The following is an 18,859-nucleotide window of genomic DNA, read 5'->3' as shown; positions in this document are numbered from 1 at the left end:
ATATATATTGCAATTCGATAATTATTAATTGACATTTGAAATGTAATGTGTTATCCTTCTTTAGAGATATGAGATAATATTTCTAAAATGCAGGAGGTAACTGACATGGAAGAAGCAAAATTGAAAGAAGAAACAGCTGAAATGATGGAAGGGCAGGCTGACCATGAGGAGGAAGAACTGGCCCCGGAAAGAATAATGAGTAAAAAATATCCGCTGTCAGGAATGGACGCGGTGTTTGCGGTTATCTTTTTTGCAGCAGCATGGCTTTACTGGGATTTAATTCTGTTTCACCGCCTGATTCCGGAAAGTGCTGCGACGGAGGGACCGGCCGGGCTGTTCTGGTTTTCGCTGTTCTATACAGGCGCCGTCCTGGGCTATTTGGCAATGAAAAAGAAAAAACCTGCGGCGGAAAGCTGGTTTTGGCTGGCAGTTCTGATTGCCCAGAGTCTTTCCCTGGTAATCTTTGGGGACCATATCCTGATGGGAGCGCTGCAGGTCCTCGCAATTCATGGAGTGGGAATCTACTGGACCGTTTCCGCGTCAGGCCGCCTTCTGGAAAACAGGACGTCTCACTGGGTGCTGTTTGATGTGCTGAACGCTGGGTTTATCATCCCCTGGGGGAATTTTCTGCGCCTGCCTGCCGTCTGGTGCGCCGGGGTGAAAGCCGGGGCAGGCAGGATCAGGGGAAAGAAAGAATTTCCGCTGAAAAAAGCAGCGGCTGTGTGCGGCGGCATCCTGGCGGCGTTGGCCTGCCTCTGTGTGGTGATTCCGCTGCTTTCCAAAGCGGATTCCTCATTCAAAACTGTAATTTCCGGGATGAGCGGCTGGCTCACAAACGGCTGGAGTCATTTCTGGAGCACAGTATTTTCCGGGACAGCGCTGATGCAGCTGGTCCTGGCCCTGTTTACCGGGATGTTCCTGTACGGTTTGGTATACGGCTGCGTCAGCGGAAGGCGTGCGGAAAACATGACCCAGAAAAGTTTGACAGAAATTCGCGATCAATTCCGGTTTGCTCCGGCAATTTCCGTGATATTGGTGCTGGCAGTTCTGACAGCGGTATACATCGTTTTTCTGCTTCTGCAGGCCGGGTATATGTTCGGTGCGTTTTTCGGAAATCTGCCGGAAGGGTTTTCCTACGCAGAATACGCTCGTACAGGCTTTTTTGAGCTGTGTCAGACTGTGCTGGTGAATGGAGCCGTTCTTCTGGCCATCAATCTGGCTGCAAAGAAAGGGGTATGCGAAGGAAAAGCTTTTCAAGCAGCCGCAGCGCTGGTCTGCGCGGCCACCTTGCTGCTGATCGTTATGGCGGCGTCTAAAATGGGGCTGTATATCACGGTCTATGGACTTACGGTGAAAAGAGTGCTGGTGAGCGTTTTCTTGCTCTGGCTGGCAATCGTTTTTATTTCCGCGCTGCTGCTGTGCTTCCGCAGGATACCACTGGTACGGATTGCGGCATTTTCCGGCGCCGTTCTTTTCACGCTGCTGTGTATATTGCCTGTGGAGAAAGGCATTCAGGAGTATAACAGCGCCGGAAATGTTTTTTTTCCAGTACAGCCTTGTCTGTTTAAAGAATGTGTTATATAATGATAATAGTACGGGCATCCGGGGCTGGATGGCTGAGAATCAATACAGGAAAGGAGTCAAAAATCATGGGATTTATTGACGTTATCAAAGAGAGAGCAAAAGCGGACAGAAAGAAAATTATTCTGCCGGAGTCCATGGACAGAAGAATTTTCGAAGCTGCCGCACAGATTCAGAAGGAAGATCTGGCGGATCTGATCATTATCGGCAGCCCTGAAGAGATTGAAAAGAACGGCGCAGGCCTGGATTTTTCCAAGGCTGTTGTTGTAGACCCTGCCACTTATGAAAAAACAGGAGAATACATTGACAAGCTGGTAGAGCTTCGCCAGGCAAAGGGCATGACCCCTGAAAAGGCAAAAGAAATTCTGATGACAGATTATACATACTACGGTGTGATGATGGTGAAATGCGGAGACGCGGACGGACTGGTTTCCGGCGCCTGCCACTCCACAGCCAACACCCTTCGTCCCTGCCTGCAGATCCTGAAGACGAAGCCCGGCGTGAAGCTGGTGAGCGCCTTCTTCCTGATGGTAGTGCCAGACTGCGAATACGGCGCGGACGGCGCGTTTATTTTTGCGGACGCCGGCCTGGAGCAGAATCCCGATCCGGAAAAGCTGGCGGCGATCGCTGTTTCTTCCGCGGAATCCTTTGAGCTGCTGGTTCAGAAAGAGCCTATCGTGGCGATGTTGTCTCATTCCACAAAGGGAAGCGCGAAGCATGCGGATGTGGATAAGGTTGTAGCCGCCACAGAGATCGCGAAGCAGAACAATCCCGGCCTGAAACTGGACGGAGAGCTGCAGCTGGATGCGGCCATCGTTCCCAGCGTAGGCGCTTCCAAGGCGCCCGGCAGCGAGGTTGCCGGCAAGGCTAATGTTCTGGTATTCCCTGATCTGGATGCCGGCAATATCGGCTATAAGCTGGTTCAGAGACTGGCTAAGGCAGAGGCTTACGGTCCTGTGACCCAGGGTATTGCAAAGCCGGTCAACGACTTGTCCCGCGGCTGCTCGGCAGAGGATATTGTGGGCGTGGTTGCTATTACCGCAGTACAGTGCCAGGCACAGGAATGACAGATTAAACAGAACAGAATACCGGTCTGACGGGCAGCGCGCCCGTCAGATTTGCGTTATGGAAAGTTGGAGCGGATGAAAAAAACAGTCATTGGGATTCTGGCCCATGTGGATGCCGGAAAAACTACTTTATCAGAGGCCATGCTGTACTTAAGCGGCGGAATCCGGAAACTGGGCAGGGTGGATAACGGGGACGCTTTTCTGGATACAGACGCGCTGGAACGCGCCAGAGGAATCACCATTTTTTCCAAACAGGCTGTTTTCAAATTTGGCAGCACGCGGTTCACGCTGCTGGATACTCCCGGACATGTGGATTTTTCTGCGGAAATGGAGCGCACGCTGCAGGCGCTGGATTATGCAGTGCTGGTCATCAGCGGTTCGGACGGCGTCCAGGGACATACGCTGACCCTGTGGAGGCTGCTGAAAGAATATGAGATTCCTGTTTTTCTCTTTATTAATAAAATGGACCAGCCGGGATGCAGCAGAGAAAAACTGCTGCAAGAGCTGCAGGAGAGGCTGGACGGAGCCTGCGCGGACTTCGGAGTTTCTGATCAGGAGGCGTTCCAGGAAGCTGCAGCCATGTGCGGTGAGGCTGCGCTGGAGCAGTATCTGGAGACAGGGAGAGTATCAGATGAGAAAATCAGGGAAATGATTTTCAGCCGGAAAATGTTTCCCTGCTGTTTTGGTTCGGCTCTGCGGCTGGAGGGTGTGGAGGAATTTTTGAAGGCTCTGGATTTTTGGACCAGGCCGGTTTCTTATCCTGAAGAATTCGGAGCCAGGGTCTTTAAAGTAGCCAGAGACGTGCAGGGGAACCGGCTTACCTACCTGAAAGTGACCGGAGGCGTTTTAAAGGCCAGGATGCAGTTGGGGGATGAAAAGGTCAATCAGATCCGCATCTATTCCGGCGAGAAATATGAGACTGTGAATGAAGCGGCTGCCGGAACAGTCTGCGCTGTCACCGGCCCGGGGGACACCAGGCCGGGCCAGGGCTTCGGCGCAGAGGAAACGGCCGGGCTGCCGGTGCTGGAACCGGTGCTGACGTATCAGATCTGCCTGCCGGAGGGCTGTGAACCTGCAGCGATGCTGCCAAAGCTGCGGCAGCTGGAGGAAGAGGAGCCGGAACTGCACATTGTCTGGAATGAGCAGCTCAAGGAAATCCATGCGCAGGTCATGGGAGAGGTGCAGATTGAAATTCTGAAAAGTCTGATACTGGAACGCTTTGAAACAGAGGTGGAGTTCGGAGCCGGCAATATTGTATATAAAGAAACGGTTGCCAGGACCGTGGAAGGTGTGGGGCATTTTGAGCCGCTGCGCCACTATGCGGAAGTCCATTTGCTGCTGGAGCCTCTGGAGCGGGGGAGCGGCCTGGAATTCGCTTCTGCCTGCAGCGAGGATTCTCTGGACAGGAACTGGCAGCGTCTGGTTTTGACCCATCTGGCGGAAAAGGAACATCCCGGGGTGCTGATCGGCGCGCCGGTTACAGATATGAGAATCACGCTGGCAGCGGGGCGTGCGCACCTGAAGCACACGGAAGGCGGAGATTTCCGGCAGGCCACTTACCGGGCGGTGCGCCAGGGGCTGCGGGAGGCCGGCACTGTACTGCTGGAACCTTATTATGAATTCCGGCTGGAGATTCCCGCGCAGATGGTGGGGCGAGCAATGACGGATATGGAGAAAATGTCCGGGGAATGTCTTCCGCCGGAGCTGTCAGAGGATATTGCCGTGTTAAAGGGAAAAGTGCCTGTGGCCTCCGCCCGGGATTACCAGAAGGAAGTCACGGCTTATACGCGGGGTACCGGCAGGCTGGTATGCGTGCCTGCAGGGTATGGGCCCTGCCATAACGCACAGGAGGTTATAGAGGCCGCAGGGTACGATCCGGAAAGGGATTTGGAAAATCCCACCGGTTCAGTTTTCTGTTCCCATGGAGCAGGATATCCTGTCAGCTGGGACAAGGTAAAAGAGCACATGCATGTGGAAAGCCCTTTCTCCTGCCTGAAAAACTCCGCCGCAGGCAATGCGGCGGAAAGTACCGGATCAGGAGAAGGGGAGCCATGGCTGGGCGTGGAAGAAATAGACGCTATCCTGGCGCGGACCTATTATGCCAACAGCCATGGAAAAGCGCCCGGAAGAAAGCGTGCAGGCTCCCGCCGGACAGTGATTTCAGCTCCTGCCGGACAGCGCCAGCCAAAGCCTGCTGCGATCCGGGAAAAATATCTTCTGGTGGACGGATATAATATTATCTTTGCCTGGGAGGAGCTTCGGTCCCTGGCGGAGGCGAATATTGACGGCGCGAGAGGAAAACTGCTGGATATACTCTGCAATTATCAGGCTGTCAGGAAATGCCGGCTGATCGCGGTGTTTGACGCTTACCGGATGCAGGGGCACCGGACAGAGGCCATGGATTATCATAATATCCAAGTGGTTTATACCAGGGAAGCAGAGACCGCGGATCAGTATATAGAGAAATTTGCCCACGAAAACGGGATGAAATATGATGTGACAGTCGCCACCTCCGACGGCCTGGAACAGATCATCATCCGCAGCCAGGGCTGCCGGCTGCTGTCCGCCAGGGAATTTCAGGAAGAGGTGGAGCGGGCCGCTCTGGAAATCAGGCAGATTTATGAAGAAAAGCAGGGGCCCGGAAGGAGAAATTTTCTGCTGGATACCTTGCCTGAGGAGGCCAGAAGGCAGATAGAGAAGCTGGCCGGAGAAGCTTCCCGGAATGAAACATCAGATTAGGTTGACAGAGCAGAAAAACTGTTTTATAATAACTGCTGTTCATCGGAGGGTGGACCATTCTCATGAAATGGCGACCGGATAAGATGCTGGCTGAAATGCCTGCTTTTTATCCGGTTTTTTGTTGCATAGGTAGCGGACTGTTATTTCACAGGAAACTGCGTTCCCTATGCAACAAAACTCTCCGGGGGGGGTGTTCAGTGCGCTTTTGAATAAGCGATGGGGCTGGCCTGACCGCAGGGCCGCCGGAGAAAAATACGCTGGTGGGAAAGGAAAAGAGATCATGAAGGAAACACAGAATTTTACTCAGGGAAATATTATGAAATCCCTGGTTAAGTTTGCGCTGCCGGTGCTGGCTGCCTTGTTTTTGCAGACCATGTACGGAGCGGTGGACATGCTGGTGGTGGGGCAGTTTGCTTCTGCGGCAGATGTTTCGGCAGTATCTACAGGGAGCTGGCTCATGCAGCTGATCACTTCCTTTGTGGTGGGAATCGCTGTGGGGACCACGGTTTTGCTGGGCAGAAAGCTGGGAGAAGGGAAGCCGGAAGAAGCCGGGAAAATTATTGGAGCCAGCATTACCCTTTTCCTGATCATCGGCATTGCCATTACCGTGCTGATGGAATTGTTTGCGGTACCGGTGGCGCGGATCATGAGGACGCCGGAGGAAGCTTTTGACGCAACTGTAAGCTATGTGAGGATCTGCTCGGCCGGCTCTTTATTCATTGTGGCATATAATCTGCTGGGCAGTATTTTCCGCGGGATCGGGGACTCCAGGATGCCTCTGATTACGGTGGCGATTGCCTGTGTGTTTAATATTGCAGGGGATTTTTTGCTGGTGGGAGTTTTTGGGATGGCCGCGGCGGGAGCTGCTGTCGCCACGGTCTGTGCCCAGGCCCTCAGTGTGATTATTTCTGTGTTTATTATCCGGAAGAAGAAGCTCCCTTTTGCGTTTGCAAAAAAGGATATTGCATTTGACAGAAAGCGGATGGGAAATGTATTCCGGCTGGGCCTGCCCATCGCGTTTCAGGATTTGCTGGTGAGTGTTTCCTTCCTGGCGATTACTGCGATTGTGAATTCTTTGGGCGTGATTCCGTCGGCAGGGGTGGGTGTGGCAGAGAAACTCTGCGGTTTTATTATGCTGGTGCCTTCGGCGTTTAATCAGTCCATGTCCGCTTTTGTGGCTCAAAATATCGGAGCCGGCAAAGAGCAGAGGGCCAGGAAAGCCTTGTTTTGCGGGATCGGGCTGTCTTTGCTGGTGGGGGTGGCGATGGCATGGTTTTCATTCTTTCACGGAGATCTGCTGTCGGGGCTGTTTGCCAGGGATCCGGCAGTGGTCGGCGCGTCTGCGGAATATCTGAAGGCTTATGCCATCGACTGCCTGCTGGTGTCTGTGATGTTCTGCATGATCGGTTATTTTAATGGCTGTGGAAAAACTATGTTTGTGATGGCGCAGGGGATTATAGGGGCTTTTGGCGTGAGGATTCCTGTATCGCTGCTGATGAGCCGGATGCAGCCGGTGTCTTTGTTTCGGGTGGGGCTGGCTACGCCTTGTTCGTCTGTGGTTCAGATTGCGCTCTGCGTGGGATATTTTGTGATTTTGAATCGGAAATCAGTAAAAATCAAAGAAACATGAAAAACCCGTTGACAAACGAAAAAAGCACATGTATAATAATTCAGGTGTGTATTTGAAACCAGATTTTGGAGGATAGTATGCAGATTAATTTATCTGAATTGTTTGCCGCTGACGGCATGGTCAGGGAGTATGACGTCCCTGTGGAGATGGAGGTTTTTTCCTGCTGGGAGGGAGAGTTTCCTCTGGTGAAGAAAGAACCGGTTCATCTTATGGTGACGCATACCGGAAACCGTTGTTTGGAAGTGACCGGTGAAATCCGTCTTTACCTGCTGGTTCCGTGTGACCGCTGCCTGACTTCTGTTGAGGTCCCTTTTGTACTTCCGGTGGAAAAAGAACTGGACGGAAACCAGGATGCGGCGGAGGAGTCAGATGAAGCCTATTTTTACAGTGGATATTACCTTGATGTAGACAAGCTGGTCAATGGTGAGCTTATCGTGAACCTGCCGATGAAAGTTCTCTGCAGTCCTGACTGTAAGGGGATCTGCAAACGGTGCGGCAAGAACCTGAATGAGGGTCCCTGCGCCTGCGACGACAGGTCGCCGGATCCGCGTATGGCAGCAATCCGTGATATCTTCAATAATTTTAAGGAGGTGTAACCCATGTCTATCTGTCCTAAGAACCGTTCTTCCAGAGCGAGAAGAGACAGCCGCAGAGCTAATTGGAAAATGAGTGCTCCTAATTTAGTGAAGTGCAGCAAGTGCGGTGCACTGATGATGCCTCACAGAGTATGCAAGGCTTGCGGGTCTTACAACAAGAGAGAGATTATCTCTAACGAGAAGTAAAGATCTGAACTGAGCAGGGCTTTCCGTAAGGAAGGCCTTTTTTCCTGTGTGTGGGATGATTTGGGGAGTGATGGTGTATGAGGGGCGGTGCACTTGCTTTTTTTACGTGCTGCGCCGGAGGCGCTGCGCGTTTGGGGGATGGCGGGGGAGTCGCTGGCCGCAGCGCGGGCCATGGAAGCGCAGCTTCCATGGCTTTGGGGCTGGCGCCCCATGGAACCTTAAAACAGAATGCCGGCCGGTGTGCGAGCACCCCGGCCGGCGTTCTGTTTTAAGGTTCCGCGCTGCTTGTAGCCTTGCTGAAAAAAAAGGTTGACCTGTAATTTGTTATCTTGTATAGTAGGGATAGGCAAATTCCGGATTTGGGAATGTTTGCCGGATATGAATGGGAGCTGAAGTTATGATTACTGTTGCAGTGGATGCGATGGGCGGGGATAATGCCCCGTCGGAGATTGTGAAGGGCGCTGTGAATGCGCTGAATGCCAGGCAGGATGTTAAAGTGGCTTTGGTCGGGCTTCCGGAGGTGATTAATCGGGAACTGGTGGAGTATACTTATGATAAGGGCCGTTTGGATGTGGTTCCTGCTTCTGAGGTGATCGCTACAGAGGAACCGCCGGTGAATGCGATTCGTTCCAAAAAGGATTCGTCTGTTGTGGTGGCGCTGAATCTGGTGAAGAAAAAACAGGCTGACGCGTTTGTTTCCTGCGGGAGTACGGGGGCTGTTCTGGTGGGCGGCCAGCTGATCGCAGGAAAAGTGAAGGGTGTGAAGAGGCCGCCGCTGGCGCCGCTTCTGCCTACGGAAAAGGGCGTGTCGCTGCTGGTGGACTGCGGAGCTAATGTGGACGCCAGGCCGGATCATCTGGTGCAGTTTGCCAAGATGGGCTCAATCTATATGGAGCATGCGATGGGTGTAAAGAATCCCAGAGTGGCGATTGTCAACATCGGTGCGGAAGAAGAGAAAGGGAATGCTCTGGTAAAGGAGACGTTTCCTCTATTGAAGGAATGCAGGGACATTAATTTTATCGGCAGTATAGAGGCCAGGGAGATCCCGCATGGGCAGGCGGATGTGATTGTCTGCGAAGCATTTGTGGGCAATGTGATTCTGAAGCTGTATGAGGGCGTGGGAGCCACGCTGGTGAATGAAATTAAGAAGGGTATGCTTTCTTCATTCAGAGGCAAAATGGGAGCGCTTCTCGTAAAACCAGCATTGAAAAAGGTATTGAAGAAATTTGATGCCAGCGAACACGGCGGCGCGCCGATGCTGGGGCTGAACGGCCTGGTGGTGAAGGCCCACGGCAGTTCCAAAGCCAAGGAAGTGACGAATGCTATTATTCAGTGCATTGCGTTTCAAGAGCAGGATATTCCGGGAAAAATCAGGGCCAGCCTGAATCCGGAGGTTGCAGATTCTAAATAAGAGAATAGTATAGCATAGATTATAACAAGAAAGGACGGATGATTTTGATGGAATTTGAAAAGCTGCAGAGTATTATCGCGGAGGTACTGAACGTAGACGCTGAGGAGATCACAATGGAGACCACATTTGTGGATGACCTGGGCGCGGATTCCCTGGATATTTTCCAGATCATCATGGGAATTGAAGAAGAATTCGATGTGGAGATCCCCAACGAAGCCGCCGAACATATCGTTACAGTTGGCGATGCGGTGGAGCAGATCAAGTCTGCTCTGAAATAACAGCGTCGGAAGGCAGAGAAACGGGGCTGCCGCAGCCGGGCCGTAAGGCCGGCCGCGGCGGCCTTCCTTTACAATAAGGAGAGGCATCTCCCGGCATAAAACAGACTTGAATGACAGACAGGAGGAAGAAAATGCGATCAATGGAACAGCTGCAGGAAACGGTGCAGTACCATTTCCGGGACAGCGGGCTGCTGCGGCTGGCGCTGACCCACAGTTCCTATAATAATGAACATCATCAGGAACGGCTTCAGAATAATGAACGGCTGGAATTTCTGGGCGATGCGGTGCTGGAACTTGTTTCCAGTGATTTTTTATTTCATAGGTATCCGGACAAGCCGGAGGGGGAAATGACAAAGCTCCGGGCCAGCCTGGTCTGCGAGCCTTCTTTAGCGTACTGCGCCCGGGATATCAGTTTGGGGGAATATCTCTATCTGGGGAAAGGAGAGGACGCCACCGGCGGAAGAAACCGTGATTCCATCACTTCGGACGCTATGGAGGCGCTGATCGGAGCCATTTATCTGGACGGTGGTTTTGCTAGCGCAAAAGAGTTTATTTTAAAATACATATTGAACGATCTGGAAAATAAACAGCTTTTTTACGATAGCAAAACTATCTTGCAGGAGATGGTACAGAAGGAAGACAGCCAGGAGTGCCTGGTCTATGAAATCCTGGATGAAGTGGGCCCGGATCATGACAAACAATTTCTGGCCTGTGTCACGGTAGAAGGAAGAGAATTGGGCCGGGGGAAAGGCAGGACCAAAAAAGCGGCGCAGCAGATGGCGGCTTATCAGGCGATCCTGCATTTGCGGGCAGGCAGAAAATGAGGAGCGGAAGATGTATTTAAAAAGTATCGAGGTACAGGGCTTCAAATCTTTTGCCAATAAAATCAAATTTGAATTCCATAATGGGATCACGGGCATTGTGGGCCCCAATGGCTCCGGCAAGAGCAATGTGGCGGACGCAGTGCGCTGGGTGCTGGGGGAACAGAGCGCAAAGCAGCTGCGCGGGTCCAATATGCAGGATGTGATTTTTTCCGGCACAGAGGTGCGAAAACCCCAGAGCTATGCATATGTGGCCATTACCCTGGATAATTCCGACCGCCAGCTGAACGTGGATTATGAAGAAGTAACCGTCTCCCGCCGGGTCTACCGTTCAGGAGAGAGCGAATATCTGCTCAACGGCGCAGCCTGCCGTCTGCGGGATATCAACGAGCTGTTTTATGATACAGGGATCGGCAAGGAAGGCTATTCCATCATCGGGCAGGGACAGATTGACAAAATTCTCAGCGGAAAGCCGGAAGACCGGCGGGAGTTGTTTGACGAAGCTGCCGGAATCGTGAAATTCAAGCGGCGCAAAGTCATGACCCTGAAGAAATTGGAGGATGAGCAGGCCAATCTGGTGCGGGTCAGCGATATCCTGTTTGAACTGGAAAAGCAGGTGGGCCCGCTGGAACGCCAGGCGGAAGCGGCGAGAAAATATCTGCAGCTCCGGGAAGAGCTGAAATTGTATGATATCAGCCTGTTTCTGAAGGACAGGGAGCAGACAGAAAACCAGCTGAAGGAACTGGAGGGAAAGATTGCGGTCACTGACGGGCAGATCAGGGAGACAGCCGCAGCTCAGGAAAAACTCCGCACAGAATATGCTTCTCTGGAAGCTGAGCTGGAAGAGCTGAACTGCAGCAGCGAGAGCGCCAGAAACGCTCTGCAGGAATCTACCGTGGGGAAGAGCAGTCTGGAAGGCAGGATCAATGTTCTGCTGGAACAGATCAATACGGAGCGGATGAATCAGGAGCACATCACAGGGCGGATTCAGGCGATCCGCAGCCGGCTGGAAGCCCGGCAGGGAGAAGAAGAACAGCTGGAACAAAGACGCAGAGAAACAGAGCGCAGCTGCCGGGAGAGCGAAGAGAAAATCAGCGCGGCCAAAACTGCACTGGAAGGCGCGGAGAGCAGGATCAGAGAATATGAGGAAGCCATTGCCGGGAGCAAGGGGCGGATTATTGAGCTTCTGAATGAAAAATCCGGTATTGCCGCAAAAGGGCAGCGCTATGAGACCATGCTGGAACAGGCGCTGGTCCGCCGGGCGGAGGTGGGCCAGAAGCTGATCAAGAGCAAAGCGGAAGAGGAATCGGCTTTGGCGGAAGAATCCCAGTTTTCCGGAGAGCTGGAGAGGTGTCTGAAAGAACTGGATGTTCGCCGGGAGAACTGCCGTACATTGCAGGAGCGGATTTCCCGTGGGACAGAAGAACATCACAGAAAGACGAAATATCTGAATGAAAGGCAGCAGGAATTTCATGCGCTGAAGAGCAAAGCGGATTCTCTGAAAAATCTGGCCGAGCGCTATGAAGGGTATGGGAACAGCATCCGCAGGGTGATGGAGGCCAGGGACCGGGTCAGCGGGATTCACGGCGTGGTGGCGGATCTGATTCATGTGGAGAAAGAATATGAAGTGGCGGTGGAAACGGCCCTGGGAGGCAGCATCCAGAATGTTGTGACAGACTCCGAACAGACGGCCAAGCACCTTATTGAATATCTGAAGAAAAATCGTTTTGGCAGAGCGACGTTTTTGCCGCTGGACGGCATTCAAAACAGAGGCAAACTGAAAGAGGCCGGCGTGCTGAAGGAAGCGGGGGTCATCGGCCTGGCCTGCGACCTGGTGCAAGCGGAGCCGGTGTATCAGAACCTGATTCAGTATCTGCTGGGGCGGGTGGTAGTGGCTGATCATATCGACCATGCTCTGGCACTGGCCAGGAAATACCGCTACACTCTGCGGATTGTTACCCTGGACGGGGAACTGCTTAACGCGGGCGGTTCCATGACCGGCGGAGCCTTTAAAAACACCAGCAATCTGCTGGGACGGCGCAGGGAAATTGAAGAACTGGAAGCTTCAGCAGAAAAAGCGCTGGCCCAATATGACAGCCTGCTCAAAGAGCTGGTGGAGCTGGAAGCTGCTGTGGAAAAGGATAAACAGCAGCTGGAAGAAGAACAGAAAAAGCAGCAGGAGGCCGCCCTGAAGGCCAATACCTGGGGATTGAAAAAACGTCAGGCAGAAGCCGCGGTGAGAACAATACTGGAAGCCAGAGAAGACTCAGCCCGGGAAATGCGCCAGCTGGAAGAACAGGTGAAGGACATCCGTTTCCAGAAAGAGGCGATTTCCGGGGAAATGACAGAGATTGAACGGCAGAACGGACAATCTGAATCGGCAGTACAGGATTATAATCAGAAACTGGAAGAAGAAAAAACCGGCAGGGACCGGCTTGCGGCAGAACTGACAGAAGCCCAGATGGCAGGATCAAAATTGGCGCAGCAGGCAGCTTTTGTCCGGGAAAATGCCGAACGGATCAGGCAAGAAAAGAAAAATCTGGAGCTGGAACAGGAAACTCTGCTGGCAAGCGAAGGCCAGGGAGATACGGCTGTTCTGGAAAAACAGCAGCAGATCGGATGCTTAAAAGAAGAAATCCGTGTGACGGATGAGAAGATTGCAGCGCTGAATGACCGGCTGGCAGAAATTGCCGCCGCGCGGGAAAACCGGTCGGCCAAACAAAAAGAATATTTTAACGCCAGAGAAGAGCTGTCGGCGCAGAGCGGCGCTCTGGAAAAAGAAAGTTACCGTCTGCAGACCCAGAAAGAAAAGCTGGAGGAACATCTGGACGGCCTGGTGAACTATTTGTGGGAACAGTATGAAATGATGCCTTCCGAAGCGGCGGACCAGGGCGCCATGAAAGACGGCGGTCTGAACGAGCTTCGCAGGCAGGCGGCAGAACTGAAAGGGAAAATCAAAAACCTGGGGACTGTGAATGTCAATGCCATTGATGATTACCGGGAAGTGCTGGAACGGTATACTTTCATGAAAGGACAGTACGAAGACCTGACCCAGGCGGAAGCGAATCTAAAACAGATCATAGAAGAGCTGGATACCGGAATGAGGAATCAATTCAATGAAAAATTCATGGAGATCCGCACAGAGTTTGACCGGGTGTTCAGGGAACTGTTCGGCGGAGGCCGGGGAACGCTGGAGCTGACCGGAGAAGAAGATGTGATCGAGGCGGGCATCCGTATTATTTCCCAGCCGCCGGGAAAGAAGCTGCAGAACATGATGCAGCTCTCCGGAGGAGAAAAAGCCCTGACGGCCATTGCTCTCCTGTTCGCGATCCAGAACCTGAAACCTTCTCCCTTCTGTCTGCTGGATGAAATTGAGGCGGCGCTGGATGATTCCAACGTAGGGCGCTTTGCCCAGTACCTGCATAAGCTGACGAAAAACACACAGTTTATTGTCATCACCCACCGGCGCGGGACGATGGTGGCCGCAGACCGCCTGTATGGCATCACCATGCAGGAAAAGGGCGTGTCCACGCTGGTCAGCGTGAATCTGATCGACAGAGAGCTGACCGCATAATGAGTTTGAGAGTTTGAAAGGGAGTATAGAGATGGGCGAAAAAAAAGGATTTTTCAGCCGGCTGGTTAAGGGGCTGAGTAAGACAAGAGAATCTATTGTATCTGGCATTGATTCTATTTTCAGCGGATTTTCCTCCATTGATGAAGATTTTTATGAGGAAATAGAAGAAACGCTGATCATGGGAGATCTGGGTATTCATACCACTGAAAAGATCATTGAAGACCTGCGGGCCAGAGTGAAGGAAGAGCATATCAAAGACCCCTCGGCCTGCAAACAGCTGCTGATCGACAGCATCCGCAGCCAGATGGATCTGGGAGAGAATGCCTATCAGTTTGAAAACCGCACTTCTGTGGTGCTGGTGATCGGCGTCAATGGCGTGGGGAAGACCACATCCATCGGGAAGCTGGCCGGCCAGATGAAGGAGATGGGCAGGAGCGTTCTGCTGGCGGCTGCGGATACGTTCCGGGCCGCGGCGATCGAACAGCTGACAGAGTGGGCCAATCGTTCGGGGGTAGGGATCATCGCCCAGAAGGAAGGTTCCGATCCGGCGGCGGTGATATATGATGCAGTACAGGCTGCAAAGGCCAGAAAGACAGACGTGCTGATCTGCGATACCGCGGGCCGCCTCCACAATAAGAAAAACCTGATGGAGGAGCTGCGCAAGATCAACAGGATCATAGAAAAAGAATATCCGGAAGCCTATAAAGAGACTCTGGTGGTTCTGGACGGAACCACAGGGCAGAATGCTCTTGCCCAGGCCCGCCAGTTTCAGGAGGTGGCGGATATCACCGGCATCATTCTGACCAAGATGGACGGCACAGCGAAAGGCGGCATCGCGGTGGCGATTCAGTCGGAGCTGGGAATTCCGGTGAAGTATATCGGGATCGGCGAGAAAATAGATGATTTACAGAAATTTAATGCGGATGAGTTTGTAAATGCCCTGTTTGGTGCGGGACAGAAACAGGAGGACTAAGGGATGACAGAGGAATTGACACTGGAGAAATTTGAAGAGGCTTATGAGACGGTCACAAAAGTGACGAATGAAACGAAACTGGTATACAGCGAATATTTCAGTTCCCAGACGGGAAACAAGGTCTATTTTAAACCGGAAAATATGCAGTACACCGGCGCTTATAAGCTTAGGGGCGCTTACTATAAGATTTCCACGCTGACAGAGGAAGAACGGAGCCGGGGCCTGATCACTGCTTCCGCGGGAAACCATGCCCAGGGCGTTGCCTATGCGGCGAAAGCTTTCGGTTGCAAAGCTGTGATCGTGATGCCCACAACAACCCCGCTGATCAAGGTGAACCGTACCAAGAGCTATGGCGCGGAAGTGGTGCTTTCCGGAGACGTGTACGATGAGGCCTATGACTGCGCCTGCAGGCTGGCGGAGGAGCATGGGTATACCATGATCCATCCCTTCAACGACCTGGATGTGGCGACGGGACAGGGGAGCATTGCAATGGAAATCATAAAAGAGCTGCCCACGGTGGACTATATCCTCTGTCCCATCGGCGGCGGCGGGCTGTGCACAGGCGTTTCTACTCTGGCTAAGCTTTTAAATCCCAAGATCCGCGTGATCGGCGTGGAACCGGCGGGAGCCAGCTGTATGCAGGCCTCCCTGGAAGCGGGGCATGTGGTCACTCTTCCTTCAGTGGACACCATCGCAGACGGCACAGCAGTGAAAACTCCCGGAGACAAGCTGCTGCCTTATATTCAGAGCAATGTGGATGAAATTATCACAGTGGAAGATAAGGACCTGATCGTGGCATTTCTGGACATGATTGAGAATCACAAGATGGTGGTGGAGAATTCCGGCCTGCTCACCGTGGCGGCGCTCCACCAGATGAAAGTTCATAATAAAAAGATTGTTTCTATCCTCAGCGGCGGAAATATGGATGTGATTACCATGTCCTCAGTAGTGCAGCATGGGCTGATCCAGCGCGGCCGGATTTTCACCGTTTCCGTGCTGCTGCCGGATAAGCCGGGCGAGCTGCAGAAAGTGGCTGGCGTGATCGCCCAAGCCAAGGGAAATGTGATTAAGCTGGAGCACAATCAGTTCGTCAGCATTAACCGGAATGCTGCGGTGGAGCTCCGCATCACCTTGGAGGCCTACGGCAATGACCATAAACAACAGATCGTCTGTGAGCTGGAAAAAGAGGGGTACCGTCCCAAGATTGTGAATACCAGCCTGTAAAGACTTTTGGAGATCAGCATATTTCCGCCGCGGGAAGGGGGTGCTGCATAGGAAACGCAGTTACCTATGCAGCACCCCCTTCCGGGAGATACGCACAACGCCCTTTATTTGCTCTTTATTTTGCATACTGTGTGACAAGCACGGTTTGTACTTCTGAGCCTGCCAGACGCTTGACGGTCAACCGTGCCTGTCTTGTCTGGCCAGTGGTATTTTCCGCAGCCAGCAGGAACAGGGAAGTATCCTCACCTCTTCCGCCCTGTGGGGGAGTGCAGCTCAGCCAGTCAGCGTTTACTGAAGAAATCCATGCGCCTTCGCAGCCGAGACGGATCTGTTTTTCGCCTCCCTCCCGGCTCATTTCCACTTGTCTTGCATCTGAAGCAAGCAGCGAGGGCCATTCTATCTGGACGCGCAGCGCTTGATTTTTCCAAGGGCCATAAATATCCTGTTCGGAAATGCTTCCGGAATTTCTCGAGATAGTAGAAATCAAATGTCCGCTGCAGTCTACAGTAAAAGATAAATGGGATTTTCCGGCGCGCTGGTTCGTGGGGAGCTTCCAAATCCAGTGCTGTTCAAATTGCGCCAACGTATGGGAGAGAGCGGCCGGGTCAAGCAGAAACTGCCAGCGTCCTGCCTGCTTATTTTGCCTTGCGTGGCGAAAGACATAATGCCATGCGATTTTATGTCCCTGCCGGCTCGTTTCAGTGGATACCGTACAATCTCTGACATTCATTGTCTCTGACTGGCTGAAGTTTCCTCCCATGCCCAGCTCTGCTCCCAGCTCATTTCCCTGGCCTGCCAGCTTCGCGGAAATGCTTCCGCTGATATCAAAACCCGTGCTTACTGTGATCTGCTGCTGGTCATTTGCAGCCACGGGCGCGCAATGCAGAAAGGCCGCGTTTGGGAAATCCGTATCCAGCGTGTTGGAAACCAGATATTCATGAATATAATGTCTGCACACCTCTCCGGCGCCCACCCAGTATTTCCCTCCGTACAGATATGCGCGCAGGGGCTCCCAATATTTTTCATAACTATACCCATCATTGGATTTCCCTCCGTCAAAATGGCAGGTTTCATGCAGGTAGAAAAAGTCGTCGCCCAGATCACTGTCCGGAGAGCCGGATTTGGAAAAGACGTGGCAGCTGACAGCATACAAATTGAGGATCATTGATTTTCCAAACAGATCAAAATTAAAAGTTGTCACATAAGCACGGGCCAGCCGTACCAGGTCCAGGTGGGAGAAAGTCTGGTTATCGTTCAGCACTGCGCCAGCGTCAAATTCGCCATGCAGCCATTGAATCAGCGCTGATGCATACTGAGAATCAATTTCCTCAGTATCCTTGTGTAACTGTACAAATGTGTAAAAATTCCCCTGATTGTCGAAACGCACAGCAATGAAATCAGCCTGCGCATCATGCGGCCAGACAGCCGCGGGAGTATTTTTACAAAAAGATTGAATATCTTCCGGCAGAGGATCGGTTATAATGATTGTTCGTTCCGTGAGTAATTGTTCTGCATCTGTTTCCTGCAGCGACTCTGCAGGGATGATTATCGGTTCATCTGTCTGGGGAGGCGGGTTTTTCTCATAGGAAATTCCCATTTGTTTCAGAGCTTCAGCCAATGTACAAAAGCCTGTTTTCTGACTTTCCATAGAGTAAAACATAATTTCCATCCTTTCCTCGTGATTGACACGATCTGTTTGTCCGTTTTCAACTTTCCACTACAATTTATGCTTGTCTTGTTATGATATTCCTGAATCATGAGATTTTTTCTCGTTTCAATAGAAGAAAATACTGAATTTACAACATCCTTCGCTATAAAAGCAGTATTGCATACTGTGCGAGGTTCGGCCTGAAGGCAGCAATCCGGATAATATCTAAATGGCTGGTACAGGTTCCTCTCCAAAATAAAAGTGGGGCTGATTGTAGTAGGAACATTGAAAGTGATTGAGAAAGAAGATAGGAGCTACGAGTTCAGCGGCCTGCTATCAGAAGACAATACCTGCTGTGTCAGAGCCAAGTGAAACGCCAACTGAGAAAGACCCTGCTCACCTGAAGCCAGAAGAGAGGCAAAAACAAGAAAAAAACAAGACGCCGCGTCTGAGCGGAAGAGAAATGCCCAAGCAGGGAGGCGGCAGAAAAAACGTAGGAGGGTATAGCCAAATATTTGGCATGGACCCTCCGGAGTTTCTTCTGCCGCCTCCCTGCGACATATTTCAACCTCAAAGATACTGAGAAAGATACTGATCCATTTCCGCCAGCTCGTCCACAAAGATACAGAACTTCCCGTTGCGCTGCATGACCTGTTCCAGCACTGTTTCGTAATCCATCCAGCGCACTTCCGATACCTCTTCCTCCTGCAAAAAGAGAGAAGAGGCCTCTACTGGACCCGTATAGAGATAAACTGCGCTGTACTCATTATTGATAAATGTTTTTCCGTAAAATTCTGCCTGGGCGTATCCTTTATGATAGAAGAGAAAGCGGAGCTGCTCCGGCAGGGCGGAAATCCCCAGCTCCTCTTTCAGTTCCCGGAGGGCAGATTCTGTAAATCCCTCCCCGGCCGGAACGTGCCCGGCAGATGAAATGTCATAACACCCGGGATAAGAATCCTTGCGGTCACTGCGCTTCTGCATCAGAAGCTGTATGCTGTTTGTTCCGGGGTCCCGGCGGGCGATCCAGACATGAGCGGTGCGGTGCAGATCCCCGTCCCGGTGTACCAGTGTTCTCTCTTTTGTTTTCCCGGTGGGCTGACCGTATTCATCCAGCAGGTCCAGGTATTCCAT

The 18,859-nt window shown here is 52.2% G+C and carries 15 protein-coding genes; 13 read left to right on the top strand and 2 right to left on the bottom strand.

The window, feature by feature from the left end; all coding sequences use genetic code 11:
- Positions 1 to 105 precede the first annotated feature (105 nt).
- The 13 genes from EV209_RS00430 (at position 106) to ilvA (ending at position 16,080) form a co-directional block, all read left to right on the top strand.
- Entirely contained in the window at positions 106 to 1,584 is a 1,479-nt protein-coding gene (locus EV209_RS00430) for a DUF4153 domain-containing protein (protein WP_165388762.1), read from the top strand.
- A gap of 65 nt (positions 1,585 to 1,649) precedes the next feature.
- Complete coding sequence (gene pta / locus EV209_RS00425; protein WP_130431975.1) at positions 1,650 to 2,648, top strand: phosphate acetyltransferase; 999 nt, start codon at positions 1,650 to 1,652, stop codon at positions 2,646 to 2,648.
- 75 nt (positions 2,649 to 2,723) lie between these two features.
- Positions 2,724 to 5,387 (top strand): translation factor GTPase family protein, encoded by a 2,664-nt coding sequence (locus EV209_RS00420; protein ID WP_130431973.1) that lies wholly within the window; start codon positions 2,724 to 2,726, stop codon positions 5,385 to 5,387.
- 280 nt (positions 5,388 to 5,667) lie between these two features.
- Complete coding sequence (locus EV209_RS00415; RefSeq protein ID WP_130431971.1) at positions 5,668 to 7,017, top strand: MATE family efflux transporter; 1,350 nt, start codon at positions 5,668 to 5,670, stop codon at positions 7,015 to 7,017.
- Between the two features lie 77 nt (positions 7,018 to 7,094).
- Positions 7,095 to 7,613 (top strand): YceD family protein, encoded by a 519-nt coding sequence (locus EV209_RS00410; protein WP_130431969.1) that lies wholly within the window; start codon positions 7,095 to 7,097, stop codon positions 7,611 to 7,613.
- 3 nt (positions 7,614 to 7,616) lie between these two features.
- The gene (gene rpmF, locus EV209_RS00405) at positions 7,617 to 7,799 is read left to right on the top strand and encodes a 50S ribosomal protein L32 (RefSeq protein WP_130431967.1); all 183 of its coding nucleotides are present in this window, start codon (positions 7,617 to 7,619) and stop codon (positions 7,797 to 7,799) included.
- Positions 7,800 to 7,892: 93 nt separating this feature from the next.
- Complete coding sequence (locus EV209_RS16755; RefSeq protein WP_279387327.1) at positions 7,893 to 8,021, top strand: hypothetical protein; 129 nt, start codon at positions 7,893 to 7,895, stop codon at positions 8,019 to 8,021.
- A 175-nt stretch (positions 8,022 to 8,196) separates the two neighbouring features.
- Positions 8,197 to 9,210 carry a phosphate acyltransferase PlsX gene (gene plsX / locus EV209_RS00400; RefSeq protein ID WP_130431965.1) on the top strand — a complete coding sequence of 338 codons (1,014 nt, stop codon included), beginning with the start codon at positions 8,197 to 8,199 and terminating at the stop codon, positions 9,208 to 9,210.
- Positions 9,211 to 9,257: 47 nt separating this feature from the next.
- A complete protein-coding gene (gene acpP / locus EV209_RS00395) occupies positions 9,258 to 9,488 on the top strand; it encodes an acyl carrier protein (protein WP_130431963.1) in 231 nt (76 codons plus the stop codon).
- A gap of 131 nt (positions 9,489 to 9,619) precedes the next feature.
- Entirely contained in the window at positions 9,620 to 10,312 is a 693-nt protein-coding gene (gene rnc / locus EV209_RS00390; protein WP_130431961.1) for a ribonuclease III, read from the top strand.
- Between the two features lie 10 nt (positions 10,313 to 10,322).
- Positions 10,323 to 13,883 carry a chromosome segregation protein SMC gene (gene smc / locus EV209_RS00385; RefSeq protein WP_130431959.1) on the top strand — a complete coding sequence of 1,187 codons (3,561 nt, stop codon included), beginning with the start codon at positions 10,323 to 10,325 and terminating at the stop codon, positions 13,881 to 13,883.
- Positions 13,884 to 13,914: 31 nt separating this feature from the next.
- Positions 13,915 to 14,856: a signal recognition particle-docking protein FtsY gene (ftsY, locus tag EV209_RS00380; RefSeq protein WP_130431957.1), complete on the top strand. Its 942-nt coding sequence runs from the start codon at positions 13,915 to 13,917 to the stop codon at positions 14,854 to 14,856.
- A gap of 3 nt (positions 14,857 to 14,859) precedes the next feature.
- The gene (ilvA, locus tag EV209_RS00375) at positions 14,860 to 16,080 is read left to right on the top strand and encodes a threonine ammonia-lyase (RefSeq protein WP_130431955.1); all 1,221 of its coding nucleotides are present in this window, start codon (positions 14,860 to 14,862) and stop codon (positions 16,078 to 16,080) included.
- A gap of 115 nt (positions 16,081 to 16,195) precedes the next feature.
- On the opposite strand, the gene EV209_RS00370 is transcribed toward ilvA, so the two are convergent.
- Together EV209_RS00370 and EV209_RS00365 are read right to left on the bottom strand one after the other, a co-directional pair.
- A complete protein-coding gene (locus tag EV209_RS00370) occupies positions 16,196 to 17,728 on the bottom strand; it encodes a BACON domain-containing protein (protein ID WP_165388761.1) in 1,533 nt (510 codons plus the stop codon).
- Positions 17,729 to 18,298: 570 nt separating this feature from the next.
- Positions 18,299 to 18,859, bottom strand: a complete 561-nt coding sequence (locus tag EV209_RS00365) for an NUDIX hydrolase (protein ID WP_130431951.1) — start codon at positions 18,857 to 18,859, stop codon at positions 18,299 to 18,301.

It is taken from the genome of Cuneatibacter caecimuris (genome assembly GCF_004216775.1).
GTDB lineage: Bacteria > Bacillota > Clostridia > Lachnospirales > Lachnospiraceae > Cuneatibacter > Cuneatibacter caecimuris.
The sequence above is the reverse complement of the archived record's forward strand: the minus strand, read 5'-3'. Positions and strand labels throughout refer to the sequence as shown.

What these genes read in the sequence shown, in the direction of transcription:
- EV209_RS00430 (WP_165388762.1), top strand. Translation starts at nt 106, where the DNA reads ATGGAAGAAGCAAAATTGAAAGAAGAAACAGCTGAAATGATGGAAGGG.
- pta (WP_130431975.1), top strand. Translation starts at nt 1,650, where the DNA reads ATGGGATTTATTGACGTTATCAAAGAGAGAGCAAAAGCGGACAGAAAG.
- EV209_RS00420 (WP_130431973.1), top strand. Translation starts at nt 2,724, where the DNA reads ATGAAAAAAACAGTCATTGGGATTCTGGCCCATGTGGATGCCGGAAAA.
- EV209_RS00415 (WP_130431971.1), top strand. Translation starts at nt 5,668, where the DNA reads ATGAAGGAAACACAGAATTTTACTCAGGGAAATATTATGAAATCCCTG.
- EV209_RS00410 (WP_130431969.1), top strand. Translation starts at nt 7,095, where the DNA reads ATGCAGATTAATTTATCTGAATTGTTTGCCGCTGACGGCATGGTCAGG.
- rpmF (WP_130431967.1), top strand. Translation starts at nt 7,617, where the DNA reads ATGTCTATCTGTCCTAAGAACCGTTCTTCCAGAGCGAGAAGAGACAGC.
- plsX (WP_130431965.1), top strand. Translation starts at nt 8,197, where the DNA reads ATGATTACTGTTGCAGTGGATGCGATGGGCGGGGATAATGCCCCGTCG.
- acpP (WP_130431963.1), top strand. Translation starts at nt 9,258, where the DNA reads ATGGAATTTGAAAAGCTGCAGAGTATTATCGCGGAGGTACTGAACGTA.
- rnc (WP_130431961.1), top strand. Translation starts at nt 9,620, where the DNA reads ATGCGATCAATGGAACAGCTGCAGGAAACGGTGCAGTACCATTTCCGG.
- smc (WP_130431959.1), top strand. Translation starts at nt 10,323, where the DNA reads ATGTATTTAAAAAGTATCGAGGTACAGGGCTTCAAATCTTTTGCCAAT.
- ftsY (WP_130431957.1), top strand. Translation starts at nt 13,915, where the DNA reads ATGGGCGAAAAAAAAGGATTTTTCAGCCGGCTGGTTAAGGGGCTGAGT.
- ilvA (WP_130431955.1), top strand. Translation starts at nt 14,860, where the DNA reads ATGACAGAGGAATTGACACTGGAGAAATTTGAAGAGGCTTATGAGACG.
- EV209_RS00370 (WP_165388761.1), bottom strand. Translation starts at nt 17,728, where the DNA reads ATGGAAAGTCAGAAAACAGGCTTTTGTACATTGGCTGAAGCTCTGAAA.
- EV209_RS00365 (WP_130431951.1), bottom strand. Translation starts at nt 18,859, where the DNA reads ATGGAATACCTGGACCTGCTGGATGAATACGGTCAGCCCACCGGGAAA.